The organism is Streptococcus mitis (genome assembly GCF_002096845.1).
In the GTDB taxonomy this organism is placed as follows: domain Bacteria; phylum Bacillota; class Bacilli; order Lactobacillales; family Streptococcaceae; genus Streptococcus; species Streptococcus mitis_A.
The window spans coordinates 1-25348 of record NZ_NCVK01000012.1; the positions used below are offsets into that span (position 1 = coordinate 1).

Here is a 25348-nt window from a genome sequence, read left to right on the forward strand (position 1 = left end):
GTTCAATACGTGATAATTCTCTTTCTGTACTTGATTGCAATTCACCATTTACATAAACGTCTGTGATTTCTACTAAAACTTTTCCGTTTATTGCTGCAACTTCTCTAACTTTGCCTACATCTAGACTTGAATCATCAACGTATTCAACCTTATCAGTCTTAAGAGCTCGACTTTCTTGACGAACCTTGGTTTCAATAATAGCCTCTGGTTTATTTTGCTCTATTGGTGCAACATCTGGAACTTGGGATACCTGTTTTGTTCCTCGATAAACCTTTTTAGTTTGGGGTTCAATACGTGATAATTCTCTTTCTGTACTTGATTGCAATTCACCATTTACATAAACGTCTGTGATTTCTACTAAAACTTTTCCGTTTATTGCTACAACTTCTCGAACTTTGCCTGCATCGAGACTTGAATCATCAACATATTCAATCTTATCTGTCTTAAGAACTCGACTTTCTTGACGAACCTTAGTTTCAATAATAACCTCTGGTTTATTATTCTCCATTGGTGCAACATCTGGGACGTGAGATACCTGTTTTGTTCCTCGATAAACCTTCTTAGCTTGCGGTTCAATACGTGATAATTCTTTTTCTGTACTTAATTGCAACTCATCATTTACATATACGTCTGTGATTTCTACTAAAACTTTTCCGTTTATTGCTGCAACTTCTCGAATTTTACCTGCTTCAAGACTTGCATCATCAACATATTCTACTTTATCCGTTGTGATGACACGACTCTCCTGACGAGTTTTAACTTGTCTAGCTAGCGCCCACTTAGCCCATAGGGTTTTATCACCAACTGAATTAAAGAGAGTACTATCAATCTTATTCCCAATAAAATCTGGATTATCATACCACCCTTCAAAAATATAACCACTACGAGCTGGACTTCCCAAAGGAATTTCAACATCGGTTTGGTATGTTGAAGGTAAGTCACGAGTAACACTACCACCACCTAAATTGTAAGTAAGGGAATAAGTATGAGGTACCAATTTAAAGTCAATCCCCGTTTGAACAGGCGCTACAGGAAGCCAATCAGATTCAGATGAAATGTACCCCTCTTTAGAAACCTTGACTTTCCAAAGGCCTTCAGGAACATCCCAAGCAAATTCCCCATTTACACTTGTTAAAACTGGGTTAAGTTGAGAGTAGTCATCAGCATTCCAAACTTTCTCCTTGCCATTAGCGTCCTTAAAGTAGACTGTAACTTTGGCACCAGATAGAGCTTTACTTGTTACGCTATTCATAATTGTTCCAGATGGATCAATAACATAATTTGGCGATTCAGGAAGAGTTAAAAGATAGTTTTTAACCTCAACAAGATCAGTAATTAAAGGGTAATTACCACTATCTCTAAAACGTAATTTAGAAGAACGGTAACCTCGATCTAAAGTATAAAAGAACGATGTTAAATTATGAACTGAAACGTCTGGATTATTAATAGTCTTTTTGTATGGTACTTTAACATCATTTGGCATCTGCCCTATTGTTGCAAGACCATTCGGAGTGTCTATTTTATCAACCAAGTATCTCGTAAACATATTACCTTGTGCTATTGCTCTAGAAAGACCTGCTTCTTGATTATTAAAACCTGGACCGTTAAAATTAACAACTCTTCGTAATTTATTTTTGATATCAGCTAAGTTATCATCTTCTAAAATCCGGTCCCCTGCATTAATTGCTTGATAACCTCCTAAAGAGTGCCCTGTGATATAAATATTTTCAATATTTGGATAGTTTAACTTAACTTCTTCCATAATTTTATTAATCTGATACTTCGCTGCCCTTTCTTGAGGACTATTCCCGAGAGGAATTTTTATATTCCCAAAACCAGCTTCATTATCAATACCAAGAGGGTCAATTTTTATTAGTCTATTTGGCTTTTCCTCGCTTCCCCTAAAAGCAACAATGATATTTTCTTTATTTTTATCAATAAAATATGAAACTGTGGAATGATATTCACCAGGCGAAGGATTGTCTCCCGCTATTTCAGGTTCCTTAAAAGCAATTTCCAGCTGCTTAACAAATATCCAATTAGAAAATAGGCTCTTATCAGTAGATTCAATATCTAAATCAAAGAATTGATAGCTCGGTTTCTTGTCTGCGTTCAATGAATCAAAGTTAAAATATGAAACTCCCGTTTCTCCATTTTTAGGAAACAATCCTTCTAATCCTTTTGGAGAGAGATAAGCTAAACCTGAAAATATCAACAAATCCCTATCAGACACATCCCAACTATTGTTATGTTTATCAGCAATTATAGGATTATAGTTACTGATTACTACCTTATCCGTTTCCTTTAATTTATCCGAGTCAATTAGACCATCTCCATCACTATCTCGACTGTTAAGCGTTTCAACTTTGATGACGAAATCTTTTGGAATGAAATCATCTCTTATACCATTAACATCGAAAAAGCCTTCGTATTTGAATAAATGAGGATTAGACTGTCTACTTAAATGAATAACTCCATCTTTATTATTTCGAGATGTTTTTATAGAAACTCTAGAAACATTTTTATCATTCTCCAACTCCACTTCAAATTCAAACTTTTCGCCTGGTCGGAAAATTACATTATTATTTGGTTTACCATCAGTTAAATCAAACGATTGTCCATGATGTTTCATAATAAATGATTTTAGACGTGGGGCAGATGAGTGATATAATATAGTCTTGCTTTTAGCAATTATGTTATCCCGTGAAATTTCTGAATAAACTGTTAATAAGATATTCCTTAAAGATTTTTCATCACTTGATAATTTTGAAACATCCACTGGCACTACTGCACTATAACTGCCATCCTCTTTAGAGACTGTTTCCAAGATTCTTTCAGATGAATCCTTAACAAATAATTTTATTTTGGTATTTGGCTTAGTCTTCCCAGATACTGTTAACGAATTACTAGAAATATAATCATTAACATTTATAGTCAAATACGGCATTTCTTCATTAATATGTCCTAGAAGCTCGGCTCTTTGAATACCATTTTCCTTATAACGAATTTGTGCGACAATATCTAAATAGGTTAATTCTTCCGCTGTTGTTTTAACATTAAAGTCAAAAGTTCCTTTTAATGAATTTATGTCCTTCAATGTTAAAACATTTTTATTTTTTCCTGAAATCGTACCTTTTTTAACAATAGGGTTTTCTGAATTAAAACTTACCTTATCATCTGGCAGTGTGATAACAATCTCTGTATCTGAGATGTTACGCCCTGCTGTCTTTAATTCGTATTCTAAACGAAGCGAAAGATCTCCAGAAAATTTTAGATTCTGAGATGTTGTTAGTAAATGAGCTCTTGTCACAATACTATCGTTGTAGTGCTTGTAATCATCACCTACTGCTACTGTCTTAAAACCATTAGCTTTCAAATAAGTCTCGGCATAAGAACCACCTACAACATGGAATGTTACCTTGTCCTTGTTTGCAATAAGGTTTTCTCCAATATTCGTTACACTTGCAGGAATATAAACATTTTCCAACCCTTCCATATTAACAAAAGCATTAGTATCAATACTTTCAACTTTATCTGGAATAACTAGTAGTTTCATGCCTTTGTTTCCTTCAAAAAGATAACCTTTTAAGGCTTGCAACTCAGATGGTAGCTTTATGCTCTTTAAATTAGGATTAAATCGGAATGCTCCATCTCCAATCTCACTGACAGTATCTGGAATATCATAATAATCTATCTCCGTTGATTCAAAGGCACGTGAATCAATTTTTGTTAAACCAACAGGTAGAATAACATCTTTAAAACCTTCTTGTGGGCCTTCAAAACTTATAGCTGTAGACTTATTATTTCGGAATGCATATTTACCAATTTCCTTAATCCCTGAAGGTACGATAAAGGTTGTCAAACCTGTGTTTTCAAACATACCATCAGGTATACGGATACCTTCAATTTTATTACGCAACTCATTCAATTTCTTACTGCCTGCAAAGGCTCTATCTGCTGTTGTTAATTTTTCAGGAATATTAACACTATTTAAAGTGTTAATATTTCCAAAAGCGAACTCCCCTAACGTTTCCACAGTATCTGGCAAAGTTAAGAACGTAAGACTAGTTCCATCAAAAGCGTGATTTCCAATTTCGGTAAGATTAATATTGTCTTTAAATGTCACTGATTTTACAGGTGTTACACCGTTAAAAAGATAGTCTGATACCTTGCTAACGCCACCTTCAAAATTAACGAAGATACTCTCAGGTCTTTGTTTAGATATTTCATCACTATAATAATCTCGATAGCTAAACGGTGAGATTGTGTTAACATCATAATATTTATCAAGTTCTATATTTGACTTGATTTTTACGACTCTTAGCTTACTACTATTTCCAAAAGCTGAACTTCCTAAATATTGCAAAGAGGCCGGTAACTCTATCACCTTCAACTGATTACCAACAAAAGCTGACGAAGCAATTCGTTTAATTCCTTCTGATAAAATTAAGTCAGATAATTTAGTATTGTAAAAAGCACCAGAATTAATTTCCTCAATATTACTTGGAACTTCTAATTTGGTCAGTCCTGTATTAGCAAAAGCATTCTCAGAAATAGCTCTCAACTGTTTGGGAAAAATCACTTCTGTGAGTGAATGATTATTTTCAAAGGCTCCCCTACCCAAATAAGTCAAACTATCAGGTAATTTAACATGTTTTAAATTTGTATTAGCGAAAGCACTTTCATAAATGGCTTCCAAGGCATTATTTAAAATAATTTCACTTAAATAATCGTTTTGAGCAAAGGCAGAATATTCTATTGTTTTAATTGTAGAAGGTAGGGTAAATGTTTTAATCCCAATATTTTTCAAAAGACCCGATGGGATAGTTTCACGTCCATCTTCAAAAGTTACTGTTTCAAGTTTTTTACTATTTGAAAAAGCTTCATATCCACTTTTAAGACTCAATGGAATATTCACAGAAACTAGGGTGGAGATTTCACCAAAAGCTCCTTCTTTTAATGTCTGTAATTTAGAAGGCAGAGTAACTGTTGTCAGTTGTGTGCCTGAAAAAGCGTTTTGTCCAACTGTTATTAAGTTACTTGGTAATGTAATACTCTTCAAAGGAGTATCAGCGAAAGCAATTCCTCCAATGCTTGATACTGATTCAGGAATTGTAATCTTAGCTATATTAGTCTTATAGAAAGTCTTACTTGAGATCTCTTTTAAATTTGCAGGCAAAGTAACTTTATCTAGAGTTTCAACAGAATCAAATGCTCCGTAACCAATCTTTTCAACACTATCTGGAATGGTAATTTCTTTAAGCTTAGTATTTGCAAATGCAAAGTCCTGAATTTCAGATAATGATGGCGGTAAGTTAATCGTGGTTAAATCAGAATGAGCAAATGCCGCAGAGCCAATCTTTGTAACACTGCTTGGTAAATCAATCTTTTTAATACCCGTTCCTCTGAACAATTCACTAATAATTTCTGAAAGTCCATCTTCAAAAGTTACAGTTTTTAGATTCTTATCCCCTAAAAATATGGCATTATAACCTTGTCCCCATTCTACGTCATGCCAGTATGTACCATAAATATTACTATTACTTATAGAATAATCAGTAACTGATTTAAGAGATTTTGGAATATGTACTGACTCTAACGATTCAATACTAAACGCACTAGAACCAATAGTCTCAACTTGACTAGGAAGGACAACTTTTTTTAGTTTAGTTCCACTGAAAGCATACCGACCAATTGTCTTCAGATTAGCTGGTAAATCAACAGAAGTCAGACCTGTATTGTAGAAGGCTTCATTTCCAATACTAGTCACATTTTCTGGTATAGAAATGTCAGCTAAGCCTTTCAAATCATAGAATGCTCCATCTCCTATTTTTTCAAGACTTTTTGGTAATACTACCGATTTAATTGACGTTCCAGAAAATGCACTGAGACTGGAATAAGAAGCTCCTCTTATTTCTTTTAAACCTTCTGAGAAAGTTATCTTACTTAATTCAGAATTATCAACAAAGGCAGTTCCAAGAACTTCCAAATGACTCGGAAGGGTAACTTCTTTTAAGTTATTATTTGAGAACGCATTATCACCTAATGTCTTTAACTGAGTAGGCAAAGTAACTGCTGATAGTTTGTTATACGAAAATGCTTCTTCAGCTATTTCCTCTAAGCCTGAAGGAAGAGTTACTGACTCTAAGTTAGAATTCTTGAAAGCTGCTCTTCCAATCTTCTTCAGGGTACTTGGAAATACAACTGATTTCAACAACTTGTTATTAGCAAAGGCATAATCACCTATTTCTTCCACACCCTCTGATAAAACAATTTTTTCAACTTGAGTACTGTCTAAAATACCTTTTGGAATTGTTTTCATCGAAGCAGGGAATACAATTTCTTTTAGCCCAGTATTTGAAAACGCTCCTTCCCCAATAGTTTTAAGAGTTGATGGTAAAGTAATCTTTGTTAATTGTTTATTACTAGAAAAAGCATCTTTCCCAATTTCTTCTACTCCTTCTGGTACGACAAATTCTGTAATACCAGTATCTGCTAGAAAACCATCAACAATTTTTCTAGCCCCTGATTTAAGGTTTATTGTAACTAAATTTTTACTACCACTAAAAGCATTCCATCCTGTAACTAAATTACTTCCTACGTCAATTGAAGTCAATGTTACAATATCTCCGAAAGCATAATTTCCAATCTTTTCTATAGCTGATGGGAAAAGAACAGTCTTAAGACTTGTATTCTTAAAAGCATAGCCAGCAATTTCTTTCATCGTTGATGGAAAGTTGATATTCACAATCCCTTGTTGATTATAAAACATTTTAGCTGGTATTTTGGTAACTCCTTCTTCAATCACAACCGTCGTTAACGGGCTGCCATCAAAGAGCCCCTCCCAATACCAATCGTCCCAACTTTTATTGATATCAGAAGTCACTGTAACTTTTTTTAACGTATCAATATTAGAAAATGCATTAATCCCTAAATAATTTAATTTTTTTGGAAAATAGATTTCAGATAAATGCGTTCCACTAAAAGCAGATCTACCTATTTCAGTTAGCTCTTTAGGTAATTCAATAGATGTCAAACCTGAATGTTCAAAAGCACCTGTTCCAATATTTGTAATACCACTCGGTAAATTAATATGGGTAAGACTTGAAGTATCAGAGAAGGCATATCTAGAAATCTCAGTCAAAGTTTTAGGAAGTTCAACAACTGATAATTTGCTATCACCTGAAAAAGCACCTTCTTCAATCTGTCTAACTCCATCTAACAAATTAATCTTTTCTAAAGATTTATTATTAGAAAAAGCATAGCTTCCAATAGCCTTGACACTAGAGGGTAAAACTATCTCTTCTAAACCAGTGTTATAAAGAATACCGGACGGGATAGTGACAATACCATCTTCGAAATTTACTTTTTTAAGATTAATATCTCCATAAAAGGCATGACTAGCAGTTTCAACAGATTTTGGTATAGTTACTTCTGTCAACGTCTTTATATTAGCAAAAGCATTCTCACCAATATACGTTAAACTTGATGGCAATTCTATCTTGGATAGCGATGTCCCCTCAAAAGCTGACATTCCTATGCTTTTTAGAGTACTCGGTAAAATTACTTCCTTTAATTTCGTGTTATTTTTAAAAGCATTATTATCTATAACAGTCATACCTTCTGGAATTTCAATACGCGAAGCACCACTGGCATTTAACTCTTCAAAATAATCTAAACGTTTTCTATTTTCTTCCTCAACTGTTTTTTCCACTCTACTATCCGAAGAATTAGTTAGAACTGATGCTCTGTCTTCACCTTTCGAATTGTCTAAGGTTATATTCGCATCTTCTTTGGTAGAAATCTTATCTACAGAACTATTATTATTTGCTACTAGAGCAGTAACATCTTCTGAGGGTAATGATTTACCAATCTCTGGATTTACCTGTTCGGACACAGAAAAATTTGTTTTATGTTCTTCAGTGACTATACCCTTCTCTGAAGAAGTTACTTCACTATTCGTATTAGAAGAGCTTTCAATAGAATGCGGTAACACGACATCACTATACCCGGATGTTACTGTTTCAGTTACCGTACTATTTTCAGTGATTGTAGGCACGTTATTTGAAGTCTCATCTGCAAACACAACTGAATTTCCAAATACCATGTACGCACCAACTAAAACCGTCCCAGCAACGGTTACCCATTGACCTGTTCGGCGTTTTCTTAATTTTAAAACTTCCTTCATTCAAATATCTCCTATTGCAATAATATCTTTCAAGTTACTCTTTGACTGTCTTTTTGATTATCAAATTATTTATTCTTCGTAAAATCTTTCTTAATACTCCTTTCCAGAAAAGTCTGTGCTATACAAAGTAAAGGTTAAACCATTTCTCAAAAAACTCTATTCAAATATGGTAGGACAATTAATTTTTATCATCACCTAAACTAATACTTATACGTTGAAGTAGAACGTGACTAAATTGTTCTCAAACTTTTCATTACTTACAAATAAAATCAATCCTATTTTTGAAAGGCCGTAAAATTATGAAATATCTACAAATTACACTGTACGGCTGAAATAATCTGATAATTTACACCTCTTTAGCATTTTAACATAATTCTACTTTTTAAAAAGAAGATTTTTATGAAAATCCGTTTTTAGCAAACGTTTACATTTTTTTGGCTACGCCTTTTAATGTTTTATTAGACTTTCTGCGAAACTAGAATCCTAGTTCACGGTTGATAATTCCAGCAATCAAATTCATTCGTAATCCAAAGTGTTTACGTCGATTTCGATAGGTTGTTGAAAACATTTTAAACGTTTTTACTTTGGCAAAAATATTCTCACCCTTGATACTCTCTTTAGATAGCACATGATTATAGGATTTATCTTAAAGAGTTAGTGGCTTAAGTTTGCTTGATTTCCTCGGAGTTTGCGCTTGTGAATACATCTTCATGATCCCTTGATAACCACTGTCTGCCAAGATTTTACCAGCTTGTCCGATATTTCTGCGACTCATTTTGAACAACTTCATATCGTGGCAAATAGTTCACTGCAATATTCAAAGAAACAATTCTCCCTTGGCTTGTGACAATCGCCTGAGCCTTCATAGCATGACATTTCTTTTTACCAGAATAATTGGCTAGTTGATTTTTTTAGGACGATTGATTTTTACCTCTGTTGCATCCACAATCACGTTTGATTTCTTTGTTGAGAGACTCAATGAGGTTTGTCGAATAAATGCTGTGCCAAATCTTGTAGGGAAACTGATAAAAAGTTAAAAGATTATCCGTATTCTCCAGACTTTCCATTATTTTCTTATACTTTGGTTTCCATTCAGCGATAAAGTCCTCCAAAGCTTGTACTGCCATTTCTAAATTTTCAGCACGATAAATCATTTTAAATTGCTCCAGAATAACTGCCCGATCAGATCGCTTCACCTTACTAGCCAAATTTCGACTAATATGAATTAAGCAACGTTGTTGTTTAGCTAACGGGTAAGCCTGACTGATCATCTGCTCAAGCCCCTTGAAACCATTAGTCACTACAAGAGAAACCTGTTGGATTCCTTGGTTTTGAAGCTTGTCTAACAGGTTGGACCAAGAAGCATTGTTTTCATTTGGGGCGATTTCATATCCAAGAACAGCCTTCTGTCCTTCTGGTGTAATGCCAAGTGCGATATGAATACATTCTTTACTAACGGTTCCACGTCTTAATGGAAGATAGGTTCCGTCAAGGAATAAAACAGAGTAGTTAGCTTCTAAGCTTCTCTCATGAAAAGTAGCGACATTCTCCTGAGTTGCTTTTGAGATATTAGAAATTGTGGTAGGACTATAGTGATGACCATACATTTGCTCGATGATATCACTAATTTCTCGAGTCGTTACACCGGTTTGATAGAGTTTGATAACCATCTTTTCCAAGTGGTCATCTCGACGTCCATAAGCAGGGATCAAAGCTGGACTAAAGTTTCCATTACGATCTCTTGTAATGCTCAACTGAACAGTCCCATATTTGGTTTCAAATTTCCGTGAATAGGTTCCATTACGACTATTCCCAGAATTATAGCCTACTTTATCGTAAGTTTCATACTCTAAAAAGGCTGATAACTCTGCTTGAAGCAGGTCATTCATAGCTGTTTCAAGAGAAGAACGAAAAAATTCATCAATATCTTGCTTTTAGGCTAGGAAGTTAAGCAATTCTGTGGTAAACTGTATCATAGGAATAAATCTCTTTCTAGTAATGTGTTGCAACTCTACTATAACGGATTTATTCCTTTTGTGTTTACACAACTTATTTTACACTACCAAATTTTTTCAAGTAAACTATTGTAATAATAAAAAATAGATGACTTACAGAACCTGTAAGCCACCTAGTCAGTCGGTTTATTCTGGTGTCTGCCACCGCTTGGCCCTTACGTCCAAGATTGCTATCGGATTTCGTTCTGGTGTCCGCCACCGCTTGGCCCTTATGTCCAAGATTACTATCAGATTGACCATGAGCCGACCACTCATCTACACCATTATTCTAACGAATATGAGCTACAAACGCAAGAGAAAAACTTATTTTGGATTTATACACTATAGATAACATACACTATCTTCAGATTGAACTTTTGCTCAAAATAAGCTATAATGAATTTAAGTAGAAACAGGAGGTAGAACAAATGGCTACAATCAGTTTAACACGTGATATAAAACTAACAAACGAAGATGCTCTAAAAATTCTTAATCATAAACCATCTAAAAAGCTACAAGCCGTCTTGAAATCTATTGAATCACAGGACGCTACCGCTCCAACGAAAAATAAACTCATTTCAAAGTATCTGTAAGATGACAATTCAAGTAACACCACTTAAGCAATATCTTGAAAATATTCAAGTGCTAGCTCCTGATAAAACTGAGAAACAAGTTCAGGAGCTATTTAAAACTATCATTTTAGAAAATGTTGATTTCAACGGTAATGAAGAGATGTTGACTTATCTATCTGATAAAGCCCCCAATTTTGAAAAACAACATCGTTCTCGTAATTTTATCGTTGAAGAAACTGAAACAAATAACATCATAGGATTCTTTAGTTTATCTCTCAAAGTTGTTGATATTTCTGATTTAGATAAATCCTTAAAAAAGAAACTCGTCCTAAAAGGGAAAAGTCCCAAAAATATTGATTATCTCCCTGTGTTACTTATCGGTCAATTCGGCAAAAACACAAAGCTAAATAAACTATCAGGACAAGAGTTATTTGAAATTGTAATTCAAAAAATTGAAGAATTTCGAGCAATTGTAGGAACTCAGATGGTATTTTTAGATAGTATCAATCATCCTAAAGTCATTCAATTTTATGAACAGTTCGGATTTGTTGCTTACAGTCAATTGATTAAAGACGATCATCAAGTAACTTATCAGCCTATGGCATTAAATATGTCACTCTATAAAAAATAAGAATCATGTCACCTAAACTGATGACATGATTTTTTTATTTCGTTGTATAGGCAAAACTAATGGCACTATCTGCTTGCGAGATTTTTCTAAAGGTATAGTTAGGGTTGCCACCATAGTTAGTTTCAGACACAAGGAAAGAACCATCATCATAGACCTTCTATAGCGATAGGTAAAACTTTGATACTATCTCCATCTTTTCCCCCGCTTCACACCGTGCGTGCGACTTTCACCGCACACGGCGTTCCATCAATAGTGTATTATCACGATTTTGCTTTATCGTGCTGTATTAATATGATTAACATAATTGTTCTAAGTTCAAATTTTCTTTCAATAATGGTGAATTTCCTACAAGTTCGCGCAACTGATTTAATTTGGTCAGTCCTGTATTACTCAAATTCAAAAGCTGAAAGAGATTTTTGATAACCTTCTCATTTGTTGCGTGAATCAGGCGATGAATATCTCGTCCAACAATGATAAGGTTCCTATAAGAGTCATCCTTTGTTTCTAACCACGGTCTCTTATGGTGACAATGAATATCATCCATATCCAATTCCTGACCGGTTACAGCACATTTCCCTTTTTGAGCTACAAATAAAGAAATTCGATTATCATTGTATTCAACTGTTGCACGCTTATTTATAATTGAGTGTTCTCTCAGCCATTTTAATTTCCATGTTTCAACAGATTCCTGTTGTTTATGAATCAATTTTCTCCCCTCGGGAGTATACCTATTCAGATTCTTATTTCTTCCTTTTAGTGTTCTCGTCTTGACATAGCTAATTGGAAGAATTGGATAACCCATTAAGTACCGAATATTTTGAGATTGGAGGTAGGGGAGAAGTCCTTTATCTTTTCCCTTGTATTCTCCTATTTTTGTCAGACCTTTCGCCTGCAATCGATTTTTAAAAGAGAGATAAAGCTGATAATGAATTTCTTCTAAATCCTTACTCACATGTGTTGCCATACTATAATAGTTATGAATACCGATAACCATACTATTATACTTCTGTATTTCACGAATAATTGTTTCTTTAGCACCTTTAATTTGTATCAATTTCATCTGTTGTTTCAGTTGATGTTTAATGCGTTTCTTGGCTTTTGATGCAATATGAGAGAAACAAACCAAACGATTATTCTTAGAAACTAGCTTTAAAGTAATCCCAAGGAATTCACTGCTTTTCTTTCTCAGATTGGTAATTTGAGATTTTTCCTCTGAAATAGGGAGGTTAAGTCGTTCTTTTAACCACAATTTTACAGCCTTAAACGTTCGCTCTGCCTCATTCCTATTTCGACAAAAGATTTTAAAATCATCCGCATATCGGACAATATAAACTTCTTTTAGCGTCGTTGAAGCTCGCAGCTTTCTGTAAACATGTGACTTGTGTCTTGTTCCCTTGGAATTATATTGAGGAACTAATTCCTTACAATCTCTTTCTTCCCATTGCCGTCCTATCCACCAATCAAATTCATTGAGATTGATATTGGCAAGTAGTGGAGATAAGATACCTCCTTGTGGTGTGCCCTTAGTTGGATAGGTCACTTTTCCATTCGGAAGAACAATTGGTGCTTTTAACATTTTTCGAATAATCACTAGAAGTTGTTTGTCCCTGATACCTAATGTCCAGATTTGACGCATTAACTTAGTATGATTCACTTCATCAAAAAAGCCTTTAATATCAACGTCAACGACATAAGTCATATGACTTTTATTCATACGATACATACAGTCCATAATAGCGTTATCAGCCGACCTTAAGGGTCTAAATCCATAACTGTGTTTGTAAAATTTCGCTTCACAGATTGGCTCCAACACTTGTAAAATACACTGTTGAGCTACTCTGTCCCACATCGAGGGAATGCCAAGTGGTCGTTTCTTCCCATTTGGCTTAGGAATCTCTACTCTTCTGACTTTTCTGGGTCTATAATATTGAAATCTTCTTTGAACTTTAGAGATAAAGTCTTCTTGGGTCAGATTTTCTAAATCTTTAATGGTAACACCATCTACTCCTTCGGTTTGACTACCACCATTTCGCTTTATGGTACGATAAGCGAGCAGTATATTCTCGGGAGATGTGATAATGTTCATTAAGTTCTTAAAAATGAATCCATTTTGACTTTTGGAATATAAATCATCAAATATCTCGGTCATGCCATAGTATTCCGCATATCTTAATTTTTGATGTTTTAATAGTTTGTCATCATTTTTTGGTTTCGTCATGGTCTATCACTCCTCTCTTTGGATTCGTGACCTTTTATGTCTTACAAGAATCCATGAAATGATAAAGTTCATAACAATACACTATTGACTAGTGGCTGTTCCTCCAGTATCATTACAACACTTTCAAAGGTCGTGCCACCACTCTCACTAGAGATTAAGGAAAGTTATGATTTTCTTTCCAATGTTTCTCTGGTTGTGCAACCTCCACATCTCTAGCTTTCGACGTTCCCTTATCTTTATCAATACTAAACTTAGGTGCCTAGCTATACCCCTTCAACTTTGATATGCCTGTAACATAACAAGGAATTTCATATCGTCGATTCTTACTCTTCCTCAAGTTGAAACAACTTACGTTGTTATACGCATTTCTACGTACTCGCCTTCGGAGCGTACATTCGCTGGTTCGTCAGTGCTCATGCACATTCTCACCCTATTTAGTTTTTAATGACTCCCGACCTATCAGATACATATTCCACCTCTGGAACACTTTCGATTCTTAAGTCCTTAAGAATGACGGTATATTTCAGCCAACTTCACCGAGCTTCATACCTTTACCTTTGCACAAGATAAACGCATGTCGGAGTATTAGAGAAATCGTTTCAGGGCGTTACCCCTTCATTCCAATTTTCAAGATAAGAGTTCTCCATTCTATTCAAATTTAACCTGATTATCAGGTTGATTTTTCAAGAACGTGTCTAACCTTTTCAGTTAGAAACGTCTCGCACCGACAAAAGCCACATGACCATAGTCTGCTGGTGTACCATGTGTACCTCCTACAAAAGAAACAATAGCACCTGCTCTTGGTGTAGAGCCCGTTTCCCCACCAAGACTTGAAGCTGTCGCAACCCAGTCTTGACCATTTCCCATGGTATTAATGATTGAAATCTTTTCTCCATTTCTACCTTTTAATTTTAAGCCTAACTGGTTCATACGAGCCGCAACACCCCATGTACATTGTCCATAAGCATAGGCCATACCATCTCCACCACCAGGAACAGAATGATCATACAAGTCCCCACGAACCCCTTCAAGGGATTGTGGATCACTTTTTGCCTGTCCTCCATTTGTTTGACTAAAGCCTTTTTCAATTTGGTAATACCATTCCGTTGCTCTGGTTTGTCTTTCCAGTAGTTTGTCACCAGAATTTCCCTCCCAATAGGTAAGGAAGAGTTGGGCGAGATTGGCTGCACTGCCCGTATTTCCAAAGAAATCCTTTAACCAACTTTGATAGTAAGGACTATCCCCATGAAGCATAAAATCAAGTTGGAGGTCTAAATCATACCACTTCTTATTTTTGATATGTGCATAATTCAATAAAGCTGTATGCCGTGTTGAACCATCTGCAGTATCTGTCCATTGACCTAAACCTAAACCTCTATGAAGAATATTAGGATAAGCACCACTATAAATGGCTGGACCTCCAATCGCTAACCATGCTTCATCATCCCATGAGGAATCGGTAGCGCCAACAGGAGGAGATAAGTAATCTCCTTCAGCTCGTTTAGGATTGATAGAAGACTCTACCGACCAATTTCCTAAAATAGCCGCAATGGCTTGGGGACTTGCCCCTTGAGATTTCAAAAACTCATAAATATGTTTTGCTCGTTCAAACTCATCCCCACCAAACTGACCAATGGCAGGTAAGATAGTTGTCTGAAGTTGAATGACTTTTGGAAAATAAAATTGCGGATTGACATACACCAATTTTTCTTTCTTGTTCTTATACTTTTGATAGGAAACTTTCAAACCTGTATCGTCTGGTGTTTCACCAATAACATCACCAGTTAAGACCCTTGTCCCCTCAATCGCACGGCCATTATGAATGGAATACAAGGTCAATCGACTCTCATTCTCTCCTTTTCCGTTAGTGAGAATAACATTGTCGCCATCTAGAGATACAACACCATCCATTGGTGCGACAATCGTTTGGTGAGCCTTTGATTCTAGTAGAATGTACTCCTGAAGAGTAGGTTTCCCATCTAAATCATAGTATCCATAACGATAAGTCATGGTTAGACTATCTTCGTTGCTTTTCCCCTCAAATGGATTGTCCAATTCCTGCATGGAAGCATACACACCCTCTTCTTTTAGTTCCTTTATTTCCTCTTGATCGTCTTTCGAGAGTTTATACTTAGGAGTTTCATAGAGGTCTTGCATGGATTTCAAATCATCCCCATCGTTTAAATCATGCCACAAAGTAGACAGATAATCCTTGTAAGTTTCTGAACTAAATAAGTGAACTGGTTTGTGTAACTCATAGTCATGGAATTTAAAATTCATATACCCCATCACATCATCAACTTTTGTGTAATAGGTAATTCCTTTGTCATTTGTACGAGTATGTTCTGCGTCTTCCCAAGTCAGGTGGGTATAAGCTTTTGTTAATTCAAATTCATCTTGTTGAATTAAACTAGCAGATGAAAATCCTAAAAAGAAGCTCATCATAAATAAGAGAAGAAAGACTAATCCTCCAACTATCCAGGTTGCAGGATTTCCAGCCGCAAATGTAAAGAAGGAAAAGGCTGCTTTTAGTTTTTGATAGATATTTCGGACACTTGTAAGACCTTGTTTCTTTAATTTTCGAAATCGATTTTTAAAGGAACTTGGGTTATCTTTCGCTAGTTTCCATCCTTTTTCATCCTTAAAATGATGGTATCGCTCTTTTGTGTTGGTCAGTCTTTTCTTGGTAAAACGACCTGTTGCTTGTCCTGTTTTGACACTAGCTTTTCCAAGGTTATAAGAAAGCCGACTGTAGCGTTTTCCTTTTCTAATTGTCTCTTGAAGTGTGCGATAACCTTCTAAATCTTCATTTTCTGAAGCTAACTCTCCACCTTCACGTCCAAGGACATAAAGAAAAGTTTTGGCTTTCCTACTGACTTTTTTGGACTTATAGGCTTGTTTAGTAGATTTTAGATTCTCTTTTGCGGCCTTGACTTCTTTCTTAGCTTTTAATTCTTCTAAACTCTTCCCTTGAAAGAAAAAATTTGATTTTGCTTTTGATTCCTGACCGTAGAGAAATTTTTGATTGGTTTTTCTTTCTTTACGACTCTCTTTTCTTTCTTCTTTTGCTTCTACCTTGGCTTCTCTAAATTGCTTCTTGGCTATTTTCAATCGTTTCCTAGCATGAGGCAATCGTCTGTCTCTTAATTCTTTACGATTCAAAAGAGATAGAGGACTATTTTGAAGAATATGATTGTAGTCTTCATTTGCTTGTTTTACTCTCTCCTTTGAAGCTTCTCTCATCTCCTCTAGCTTTTCTTTTATCTCTTTTTTCCATGCTTTATCATCCAGTACAGCGGAATCTTTTTTCTGTTTCCTCACCTCCTTCTTTCCTTTTTTCAAGAATTTTTTCTCATCTTTTAGACTTCTTCTAAATGCCTTTCGGGCACGTATGATTTCTCTTTTATCCTTCATTTACCTTCCCCTTAATTAGAAGCCATTTTATCAGGATCCGTACTCATGATATCAAACAATTGAGTACCTTGAGGAATCTTATTTTTAAAGGGAACGACAACGGAACCAGCTTTTATCAGTCCAGCCCCTTTTTCTGGATTGACTAGGTATTTTTCAAGTTCTTTTGACAAGCCTAAGAGTTGGACCAGTTCTTCTCGGTCATTTTTTGCTTGCTTGAGAAGAATCATAAATTCACTATTTGCAATAATTCGTCTACCATTTGGATCTAACAATAAAGTTTCGACGTTTTGGGTTATCCCAGTCGGACTAGCTCCATATTTTCTGACACGACTCCACAATTTAAAGAAGAAATCACTGGCATATTTATCTAGTAAGAGAAGCTGCATTTCATCAAAATAAATCCAGGTCTTCTTCCCTAATTTTTGATTCCGAACGACACGATTCCATATCTGATCAAAAACAACCATAAGAGCGATTTGTTTCAGCTCATCTCCTAACTTTTTAACATTATAGATTAAGAAATTAGATCCTGTCTGAATATTGGTCTTATGTGAAAAAATATCAAGAGAACCTTCGACATACAGTTCCATATCAAGTGCCAAATTCTGCGCTTCTTCTTCTGGTTGTTGACTCAAGACAAAGACCCATTCTTCCAAAGAAGGCTCTTTAAATGACTGATAAGTGAGTCTGGTAACACGGTCGATAATCGATTTTTCTCTTCCATCCATTTTCCTATCCAGTAACTTGCCGATAAAGGATAAAAGAAATTCTGATTTTACCTTTACAGGATCTTCATCCATATTTTCCTCAGACAAGTCAAGGACATTGAGATAGGTTTGGGAATCTGGCGCAATATCAATCATTTCTCCACCAAAAGCCCGTCCAATGACACTGTACTCTGCTTCTGGATCTACGATGATAATTTCAGTATTTTCACCAGATTCCTTGATTTTAGTCGTGATAATTTCATGCTTGGTTGCCATCCCTTTCCCAGCTCCAGATGTTCCTAAAATCAGACCAGACGGTGTATTTAATAGGCTGCGATCAATGGTAATAATATTGCTTGAGATTTGATTGATACCGTAATATTTCCCACTACGGTCTTGTAAGTCTACTGAAGTCCAAGGAGAGTTCACTGCTACATTAGATGTTAATAAACTACGTGATACTCCCTCTAAAAAATCACAACCAAATGGCAGCAAACTATTAAAGGCTGCTTCTTGCATATATGGAAGTTTATCTATCATTAGGTCATTTGAGCCGGCCACTTGTTGGATAGTGTCTAGTGCTTGTTTGAGTTCTTCTTCATCCTGCCCAAAAACACCAATCAAGAAGACAGTTTGAAATAGTTTATCTCCTGTCTCTGTCATGGTTTTTAAGAGTTCCTCAGCTTCATCGATATTACTTTCTAATACATGGCCTACTTTTTCCAAATAGATACCTGTACGAGCAAGTTTTTGTTGTTCCCCAATCTTTTGGGATTCCATTAAGGTCTTCTTTGTTCGTAGTTTCTTCATGGCATCTGCCTTGGTCGAACTTTGAGCATGAAGGCTCACTATCAATTCCAAATCTCCTTGCATGAGGTCTCGGATAAACTGATCCCCTAATTCCATGCCGTAGTCTCTCACATAGACAATCTGCAATAAGCGGTCATTGATTTGTAGGTAATTCTTGTTTTTGAAATCTAAGAGATTAGGCGCTATGAAGTGACGAGTTGTCTGACCCGATCTCGTTAAATCACGGTAAGAAAAAGGAAGATGGTGTTCTCCTCTAAGCATATCGGCCAACAAGTTGACACGCTCTTCTCCAGACAAGGATTCAAATCGTGCATCAATTTCTGAGAAACCACTCTTGAAATATTCTCCTATTTGGGACAAGGAACGGTAGGCTTGTTTGGGACTAGAATCCTTTCTACCAAAGCTAATCAGTTTCACAGCTGAAAAATTATTTTCACCACTGTCTAAATTCTGATTCATCATCCGATTCAATTCTTTACGATAGGTATCATATCCATCTTCTTTTTCCTCATACAAAACACTTTGTCTAAACTTTTCTAAATTCAATCTTTTATTAAAGATGGTCAATTGGAAGTTAGTTTGATCATCTAGGGAGTTAATCAAATCAGAATACTTCTCAATGATTGCGCCTTTATCTTCTAAACCAACGGTCTGGTAATTGACATCACCAAGTAAATAGCTTTGTGAGAAATAATCTTCTTTTACCTGCATTAGACCATTTTGATACAGGGCTTGATAAGAGAGAGTATTAGCCGTTGATGGTAACACTTCCTCTTTTTTCCCTTTAACTTCTTTCTTTTTATTAGTCATTGAAGTTTTTTGTTTCTTTAATGTATTTGATTTTCTTTTCATGTTCAAGTCCTTTCTTTCCTGTAATTGTGCGTAGAGGAACCGTTAGTTCAAAATGAAGATGGTATTTCAAATAATGTTCAAAATATAAATCATTGGGTTTATAGACTCCAAAAAGCATGAGGGGGATGGTAAAGGCAAACACAAAACCGTAAACAAACCAATCTCCAAATTGCCAGAAAAAGAGATTCAAGCCCAAAACAATAATTGTGACAATAAAGGCCGGTAAAACAAAGATGATTTGCCTTGTAGTGAAGCCTAACCAAGCCCTATGTTGGTATTTTGAGATGTCTTTAAAGACACGTGTATTCATGACTTTCCTTTCTAAAAAGGCTAAGAAGCATTCACTTCCTAGCCTTTATCTAATTACATACCTAAGATTGAGCGAGCCGTACGTTGAGAACCAACGAGGGCAATAATCAGTAAGATAGCTTGTACCAAACTACCAAACATAATCGCAAGTGATTGCAAGACTCCTGCACCATTTGAAACTGCTATTTTCCCAGCAGATTCAAACAAAGGAACAAGAGAAACAATCAGAAAAATAAGAACCCCTTGTACTGCATAGACCATAATATTTTTTAAATAGCCAATACCAATAGACTTCCACTCATCGCTTAAAAATGTTGGAATCGTAAGAGGGGCAAATGGAATCATAAGGTAGAGTTGAATAAATCGAATAGATACCAAAAGATTGACCATGGCTGCACTTACTATCCGAACAAGCCAAATGAGGAGGGCGAAAAATCCTACAATCATCCGACCAATAAAGCCTGAACCTTTTAATCCAGAGATGGTATCATACTTTGCCCCACCGTGAGCCACAATCGAAGCCACTTGTTCAATGGCATGACTCGCAATCCCGATGATGGCTTCTACAATGACGGTAGTGTTGGTAATTACAACTGCGACCATAATATAACTAATCAACATCGGGGCTAATGCTTCAAAGGTCATCGCTCCACCTGAGTTAGCAATTTTCTTTGCCATCTTCGAAAATTCTAAGATGAGAACAACTGATAAAATCGCAACTCCAAGAGGCTGCATGACACTTTTAGTAATACTAGACATATAAGTCCAAACTGTTGGATTGTAGCTAGATAGGGATTTAATCAGATCTACCGTAGATTGTAAATCTACATTAAATCCTTCAAATAAATTTTCAGCTGATATTTTTTCAGATGCAAGGTAAACAAAGGGTGAGACTAAACTAAGATTCATGTCATTGTTTATCCTCCTAAATTGAAATTTGAGTTACAAAGGCTCCAGCAGCCCCTACCATAACACCACCGACAATTTCCAGAATGGCATTCCGAACACCTGGTCCACCATCTTTAATGTTGGTTGCAAGGTTGACAATCCCCACAACAACGAGAAAGGCACCAACTGCAATCAATCCCTTCTGTAACAAAGACATAGCTTGTGCAAACATAGCACTTGCGTCTACTCCATAAACAAAACCTTTAAAATGCGTAATCATCTATTTCCTCTTTTCTATTTTTATTTTAAACTAGATTCAAAAGTTAAATCACGAATTCTAAGGCCTTCAAGATGATTTTCTTGTCTTTGATTCAAAGGATTGATTTGATAGTTCCACCACCGTTCATCGGTTTCTTGATTGGCTAGGTACTTCCAGTTTGGATGCTTGGTTGAATTGTATTTTTTGCTTTTAAAGACAGGCATATTAGCAATTCGAACCAAGCATTCATGCCGTTTCATATTTCCGATCTCATCTGGTGTCATTAAATCACGAGCAATCTTTTGATGAGAAAGGGATCCTGAACCTGTCTGGCCAAAGGAACGACTAGTATTTCGAACATCAATGGTTTGTTTACCGAGTAATCCACTCATAAATTTAAAGGTATCTTCATCATTACCACCTAAGTAGACTAAGCTATCACAGTTCCCCAAAATAGTTTTCCAAGCTTCTTTTTCTTTATAGAGCCCTTGAAGTTGGGCAATATTTTGTAGAATGGGAACGAGACTCATATTCCGTGAACGGACTGTTGAGGTTTGTTCAGCAAAATCTGGGATTTCTCCGATATTTGCGAACTCATCTAAGTAAACTCTCACATGAAGAGGCAATTGACCCTTAAAATCAATATCTGCTTGTCTTGTTAGGGTTTGAAATACGGTTGAAAAAAAGAGGGCTGAAAGAAAGCGAAAGGTACTATCGTTATCTGGGATAACTAAGTACACCATTGATTTTTCCTTGCCCCATGTCTTCATATCAAGGGTATCTCTTTTGGTCAAATCCATGACACTTTGAATATTGAAGAGGGCAAATTTAGCAGTGGTTACAGCAACAACAGAATCCAGAGTCTTATCCTTATAATTTTGGAAATCTGCCCAATTTCGCATGGTAAAATTTTCAGTCCCATACTTTTTAGCATAATTTTCAAATAGAATTTCTAAGACACTTTTTTCTTGGTTTTCACCCTTGGATAAGTGTTTAATGAGTTTTGAGATTTCAGCAAAACTTGGATAACGCCCTCGTTTTTTTCGCTCTTCCACTTCTTTTTTTTGACGTTTCAACAAGTTTTGGTATTCTGTTTGACTTAAACGACTTTCTTCTATGAGCTGTTCTCTTGTTTTAGGTGGGTTATAGAAATCGACCAAGTAGGAGGCTAAAGCTCGTACCAAAGTCATAGAAGCTTCATCCCAAAATGGATCACTACGAGATCCAGAGCCTTTGGTGTTGTTAAAATAAACCGTCAGCATGCGATTCAAATCATTTTCTGTCTCTATATAGCGAAAAGGATTGAAGCCATCTGAGTTCTTCATATTGACTAAATCTAACACCTTTACTTGGTAGCCATGTTCTAAAAAGAGTTTGCCTGTTTTCTCGGCCAAGTGATCTTTAGGATCCACTACAATATTAGAGCTATTCATCTGAATCAGATTGGGTTTCACAAAGCGAAATGTCTTCCCACTTCCTGAACCTCCGATCACCGCAATATTCTTATTTCTATCATATTGAGGTGGTTTTTTATCTAATAATGTCAAACGAACATCTTGTGCTAAGATCGTATCATGAGAAAATTCCTTACCGTAAAAGAGCTTCTTTTCTTTTAGAGTTCCAAAACGGGCGCTCCCATATTCTACTCCTTCTCGGTATTGTTTTTTACCAGTCTCTAAATAGAGATAAACCAGCAACATCATCACAAAACCTAGTAGAAAAAAAGCACTTGATTTTCCAGTAAATGAAATATTCCATGGCGACTGAAGAACTTCATCTTGACCTTCCATTAGAAGATGAGTCCATTTATCTAAGGTATTTCCAGTATAGGAATCATACAAAAGCGTCAAACGATGAAAAAGATAGCCTAGTAAGATACCTAACAGTGAGAATAGTAGGAATTTTTTTCCACTGTACATCATCTCACCATCTCTTTCTGTTTGACGGCTCCTTCTTGTCTAAAGGTAATTTGGGATTTAGCCTCATCAATTGCTTGGTCTAATGACTTATCCATGGTAAAATCAGCTAATTTCTCCGGATCATTAACCATTTTTTCTAACAGATGGTCTAAATGATTGTCTAGAATCGAACGGTCTTTCGTGTAGAAATGTAGAGAATCCCCTTGCCAAGCGATGGCCAAAGGAATCTCTTCTTTTTCTAAAAAAGCTTTAAATTTCTCTATATCAATTGGTTTGTCTAAAAAATCTTTTTTCAGATTAATCGTATCAATCGAATAAGGAGATTGTAGCAATTCTTCTAATTTCTGCACTCCTATCTTATAGGCGGAATCCTGTGCTAAAGCCTGACGTCTAGACCATTCTAGAATCTTTAAAAGACTTTTTACAGTAAATAAAAGACTACGCTCAGCATATTGAACTGCCATTCGTTCCTGTTGTTCAGAGGACATCTGATGCCTCCTTCTTAACAAATAGCAGCTTTCCTTCTTTATAACGATAAGCTATCAATTTCTGACGTTGCTTAATTGACTTGACAACCTGCAGTAGATCTCTCGAATAAGGTTCTCGAAGAGTAACTTCTACTGCTTTCCCATCAAAGATACCAACACGTTTAAATTCAATGTAGTCTTTTTTGAGATGTCCTAAGCCCATACCAAAAGGAAAGTGATGAATCAATTGGATGGTACAACCACCTTTATTTCCCATTTGTTTCAAATCATACAAGTTTACTACCTTCATGATTAACTCCTTTATCTAGTTTGTCGCATCGTTTAAGTCTGGTAACGATAAACTCCGTGTCTGTTAGAAAATTCTCACACACGTCTTGTGCCAGTTGCCCTTCTCAGGGAAATACTCTCAGTCCCTACTTACACAGGCACGCTAATCAAGACGGAGTGGATTCAATTTTCAAAGAACAGGTAGCTTTATTATAGATAAGAGTAGTTGAAATTTTTATCACATTTTTGAGGCTGTTGGAATAAAAAAAAGCAACTCACTGCTTTACGAATGAGTTACTTTTGTACTAAAATATTTGTTGCATAATTTCCCTAATAACCTGAACAGAGTTATCAAATGAGATATCTTTAGCATACTTAAATTGGCGTTGATAACGAATCCATAGCTCTTTCTGATAATCAGAAATTTCAATTCCTCTCACTTGTTCTTTCCAATTATAAATAGTTTCTTTACTTTTACGTTTTTCTGCCGTATTCTCAAGTGCATTTTTTAATACTTCTAGATTAATCTCTTCTTTTCTAAGTTTATACAAGGTGAAAAGATCATATCGATCACGTGGGCGTGTCGAAGCTAATCCCCTACTGATGATTGTTTCTAACTTTTCAGCAAGTACAGTCTCTAGATTATATGTCCATATCTTGATGCTTTCATTAGTAAAGATAGAAGTCATTGAATAAGTTATTTCTCTTGGTGTGATCTTATCACCAGTAGTAATATCAATAAAAACAACCTCTTTTAATGTATCAAAAGCCGCATTTAATTTTAATGAAAATCCTCCATATTCATCATCTTGGCGAATAGGTTCTAGCTTATCTACTGAAAATGAAAAACCATCAGTTTTAGAACAAAGAATCTCTTCAAAGATATCAATCAAATTTTCTCTGCTCATTTCGGTTCCCTTCAGAGTGACATCTAAATCCATTGTAGTTCGCTTATCTAGTCCAATCATTTGACCTATTAGATACCCTCCTTTTACAATGAAGGAATCTCTATAAGAACTAGTAGAAATCAGCTTTAACACTTGCTCAATTAAATAATGTTGTTGTACTTGTTGAGCTGGAATTCCCTTATCTTTTGAAATATTTTTGATTTTTGCTTTAAAGCTATTCGCATTTGAAAACATTAAGATAGCACCTCCGTATAAGATTGTAACTTATCAGTTACTTTAAATAACTGGGCATAATAAAATAATTTGTGTAAATGAATTTGATTCTGTTGAAAATATTTCTTAAATGCTGGTGCAATAATTTGAAGATCCACCTGATGAACTGGTCTTAGACACTCGACCAAAACTCGTTCAACTTCATAAACTTTAATAAATTGACCAGGAAGACGCTCTATTTCAATAATTCCCTCACTATAGTGAGAACGTAAAATAATAGGACATATATCTGCTTCCTTAATGTTTTTGGTATTCGTACCATAAGGAAAACTCATCGTCATGTTAAAAGGGATAGTCAAAGATAAACCATGTAACCAAAGTGCTGTCTCCAAAGAAAAGATTCCCTTTGGAAATCGATACTGAAGGACAAACCACTCATCTAAATAAATATCAGGTAAGCGATATAAGCCTTTTTCTTCAGCATCGATTTTTCCTTCTGTAACCATTTTTAATAAGGTTTTGTAGTGTAAATTTTCATCTATTACTTGTTTAAAAGTTAAAAAACCATACTGATTGAAAGAGTTCATCAGTTTCTCTCTTTTATCAACCATATCATTCTCCTTTCTTAGAAACAAAATGCTAACATCCTCTATATATGTTAGCATTTTATTTCTTTAAAATCAATTCATTTATTTTTTATTTCAAAATTAA

The 25348-nt window shown here is 35.5% G+C and carries 15 protein-coding genes and 3 pseudogenes; 3 read left to right on the plus strand and 15 right to left on the minus strand.

The features are described from left to right. From B7695_RS03810 to B7695_RS03820, 3 genes and pseudogenes are all read right to left on the minus strand, one after another. Positions 1–8188: leucine-rich repeat protein (locus B7695_RS03810; RefSeq protein ID WP_142358858.1), on the minus strand; the 8188-nt coding region annotated here is incomplete at its 3' end. A gap of 475 nt (positions 8189–8663) precedes the next feature. Further along, positions 8664–9182: pseudogene (locus tag B7695_RS03815) on the minus strand (transposase family protein); the annotation flags it as partial. Next, positions 9139–10113, minus strand: a pseudogene (locus B7695_RS03820) (IS256 family transposase); the annotation flags it as partial. The pseudogenes B7695_RS03815 and B7695_RS03820, both read right to left, overlap by 44 nt. A 178-nt stretch (positions 10114–10291) precedes the next feature. Here B7695_RS03820 and B7695_RS11180 point away from each other — a divergent pair. The 3 genes from B7695_RS11180 to B7695_RS03830 all read left to right on the plus strand — a co-directional run bounded on the left by B7695_RS11180 (position 10292) and on the right by B7695_RS03830 (position 11385). Further along, the gene (locus B7695_RS11180) at positions 10292–10534 is read left to right on the plus strand and encodes a hypothetical protein (RefSeq protein WP_192855725.1); all 243 of its coding nucleotides are present in this window, start codon (positions 10292–10294) and stop codon (positions 10532–10534) included. A 76-nt stretch (positions 10535–10610) separates the two neighbouring features. Beyond that, positions 10611–10775, plus strand: a complete 165-nt coding sequence (locus tag B7695_RS11185) for a hypothetical protein (protein WP_000201399.1) — start codon at positions 10611–10613, stop codon at positions 10773–10775. A gap of 1 nt (position 10776) precedes the next feature. Beyond that, on the plus strand, positions 10777–11385 hold the full coding sequence (locus B7695_RS03830; protein WP_084889807.1) for a hypothetical protein: 609 nt from the start codon (positions 10777–10779) through the stop codon (positions 11383–11385). Positions 11386–11419: 34 nt separating this feature from the next. On the opposite strand, the pseudogene B7695_RS11780 reads toward B7695_RS03830, so the two are convergent. From B7695_RS11780 to B7695_RS03890, 12 genes and pseudogenes are all read right to left on the minus strand, one after another. After that, positions 11420–11542, minus strand: a pseudogene (locus B7695_RS11780) (CHAP domain-containing protein); the annotation flags it as partial. Positions 11543–11680: 138 nt separating this feature from the next. Continuing rightward, on the minus strand, positions 11681–13603 hold the full coding sequence (gene ltrA, locus B7695_RS03840) for a group II intron reverse transcriptase/maturase (protein WP_084889809.1): 1923 nt from the start codon (positions 13601–13603) through the stop codon (positions 11681–11683). A 708-nt stretch (positions 13604–14311) separates the two neighbouring features. Then, positions 14312–17017, minus strand: a complete 2706-nt coding sequence (locus B7695_RS03845; protein WP_084889811.1) for a phage tail tip lysozyme — start codon at positions 17015–17017, stop codon at positions 14312–14314. A gap of 11 nt (positions 17018–17028) precedes the next feature. Continuing rightward, positions 17029–19386, minus strand: coding sequence for a VirB4-like conjugal transfer ATPase, CD1110 family (locus B7695_RS03850; protein WP_192855726.1), 2358 nt, complete (start codon positions 19384–19386; stop codon positions 17029–17031). Then, a complete protein-coding gene (locus B7695_RS03855; RefSeq protein ID WP_084889814.1) occupies positions 19337–19696 on the minus strand; it encodes a PrgI family protein in 360 nt (119 codons plus the stop codon). Before B7695_RS03855 ends, B7695_RS03850 begins: the two co-directional genes overlap by 50 nt. Before the next feature lie 53 nt (positions 19697–19749). Further along, positions 19750–20604, minus strand: coding sequence for a VirB6/TrbL-like conjugal transfer protein, CD1112 family (locus B7695_RS03860; RefSeq protein ID WP_001054257.1), 855 nt, complete (start codon positions 20602–20604; stop codon positions 19750–19752). A 16-nt stretch (positions 20605–20620) separates the two neighbouring features. Next, complete coding sequence (locus tag B7695_RS03865) at positions 20621–20863, minus strand: hypothetical protein (protein WP_000627865.1); 243 nt, start codon at positions 20861–20863, stop codon at positions 20621–20623. A 20-nt stretch (positions 20864–20883) separates the two neighbouring features. Continuing rightward, positions 20884–22761: a VirD4-like conjugal transfer protein, CD1115 family gene (locus tag B7695_RS03870; protein WP_084889967.1), complete on the minus strand. Its 1878-nt coding sequence runs from the start codon at positions 22759–22761 to the stop codon at positions 20884–20886. Beyond that, positions 22761–23249: a hypothetical protein gene (locus tag B7695_RS03875; RefSeq protein WP_084889816.1), complete on the minus strand. Its 489-nt coding sequence runs from the start codon at positions 23247–23249 to the stop codon at positions 22761–22763. The genes B7695_RS03870 and B7695_RS03875 overlap by 1 nt, the downstream gene beginning before the upstream one ends. Further along, a complete protein-coding gene (locus B7695_RS03880; RefSeq protein ID WP_000869753.1) occupies positions 23239–23538 on the minus strand; it encodes a hypothetical protein in 300 nt (99 codons plus the stop codon). Before B7695_RS03880 ends, B7695_RS03875 begins: the two co-directional genes overlap by 11 nt. A 283-nt stretch (positions 23539–23821) precedes the next feature. Beyond that, entirely contained in the window at positions 23822–24658 is an 837-nt protein-coding gene (locus B7695_RS03885; RefSeq protein WP_084889818.1) for a nucleotidyl transferase AbiEii/AbiGii toxin family protein, read from the minus strand. Beyond that, positions 24658–25248 carry a type IV toxin-antitoxin system AbiEi family antitoxin domain-containing protein gene (locus tag B7695_RS03890; protein WP_000227922.1) on the minus strand — a complete coding sequence of 197 codons (591 nt, stop codon included), beginning with the start codon at positions 25246–25248 and terminating at the stop codon, positions 24658–24660. The genes B7695_RS03885 and B7695_RS03890 overlap by 1 nt, the downstream gene beginning before the upstream one ends. Between the last annotated feature and the right edge of the window lie 100 nt (positions 25249–25348).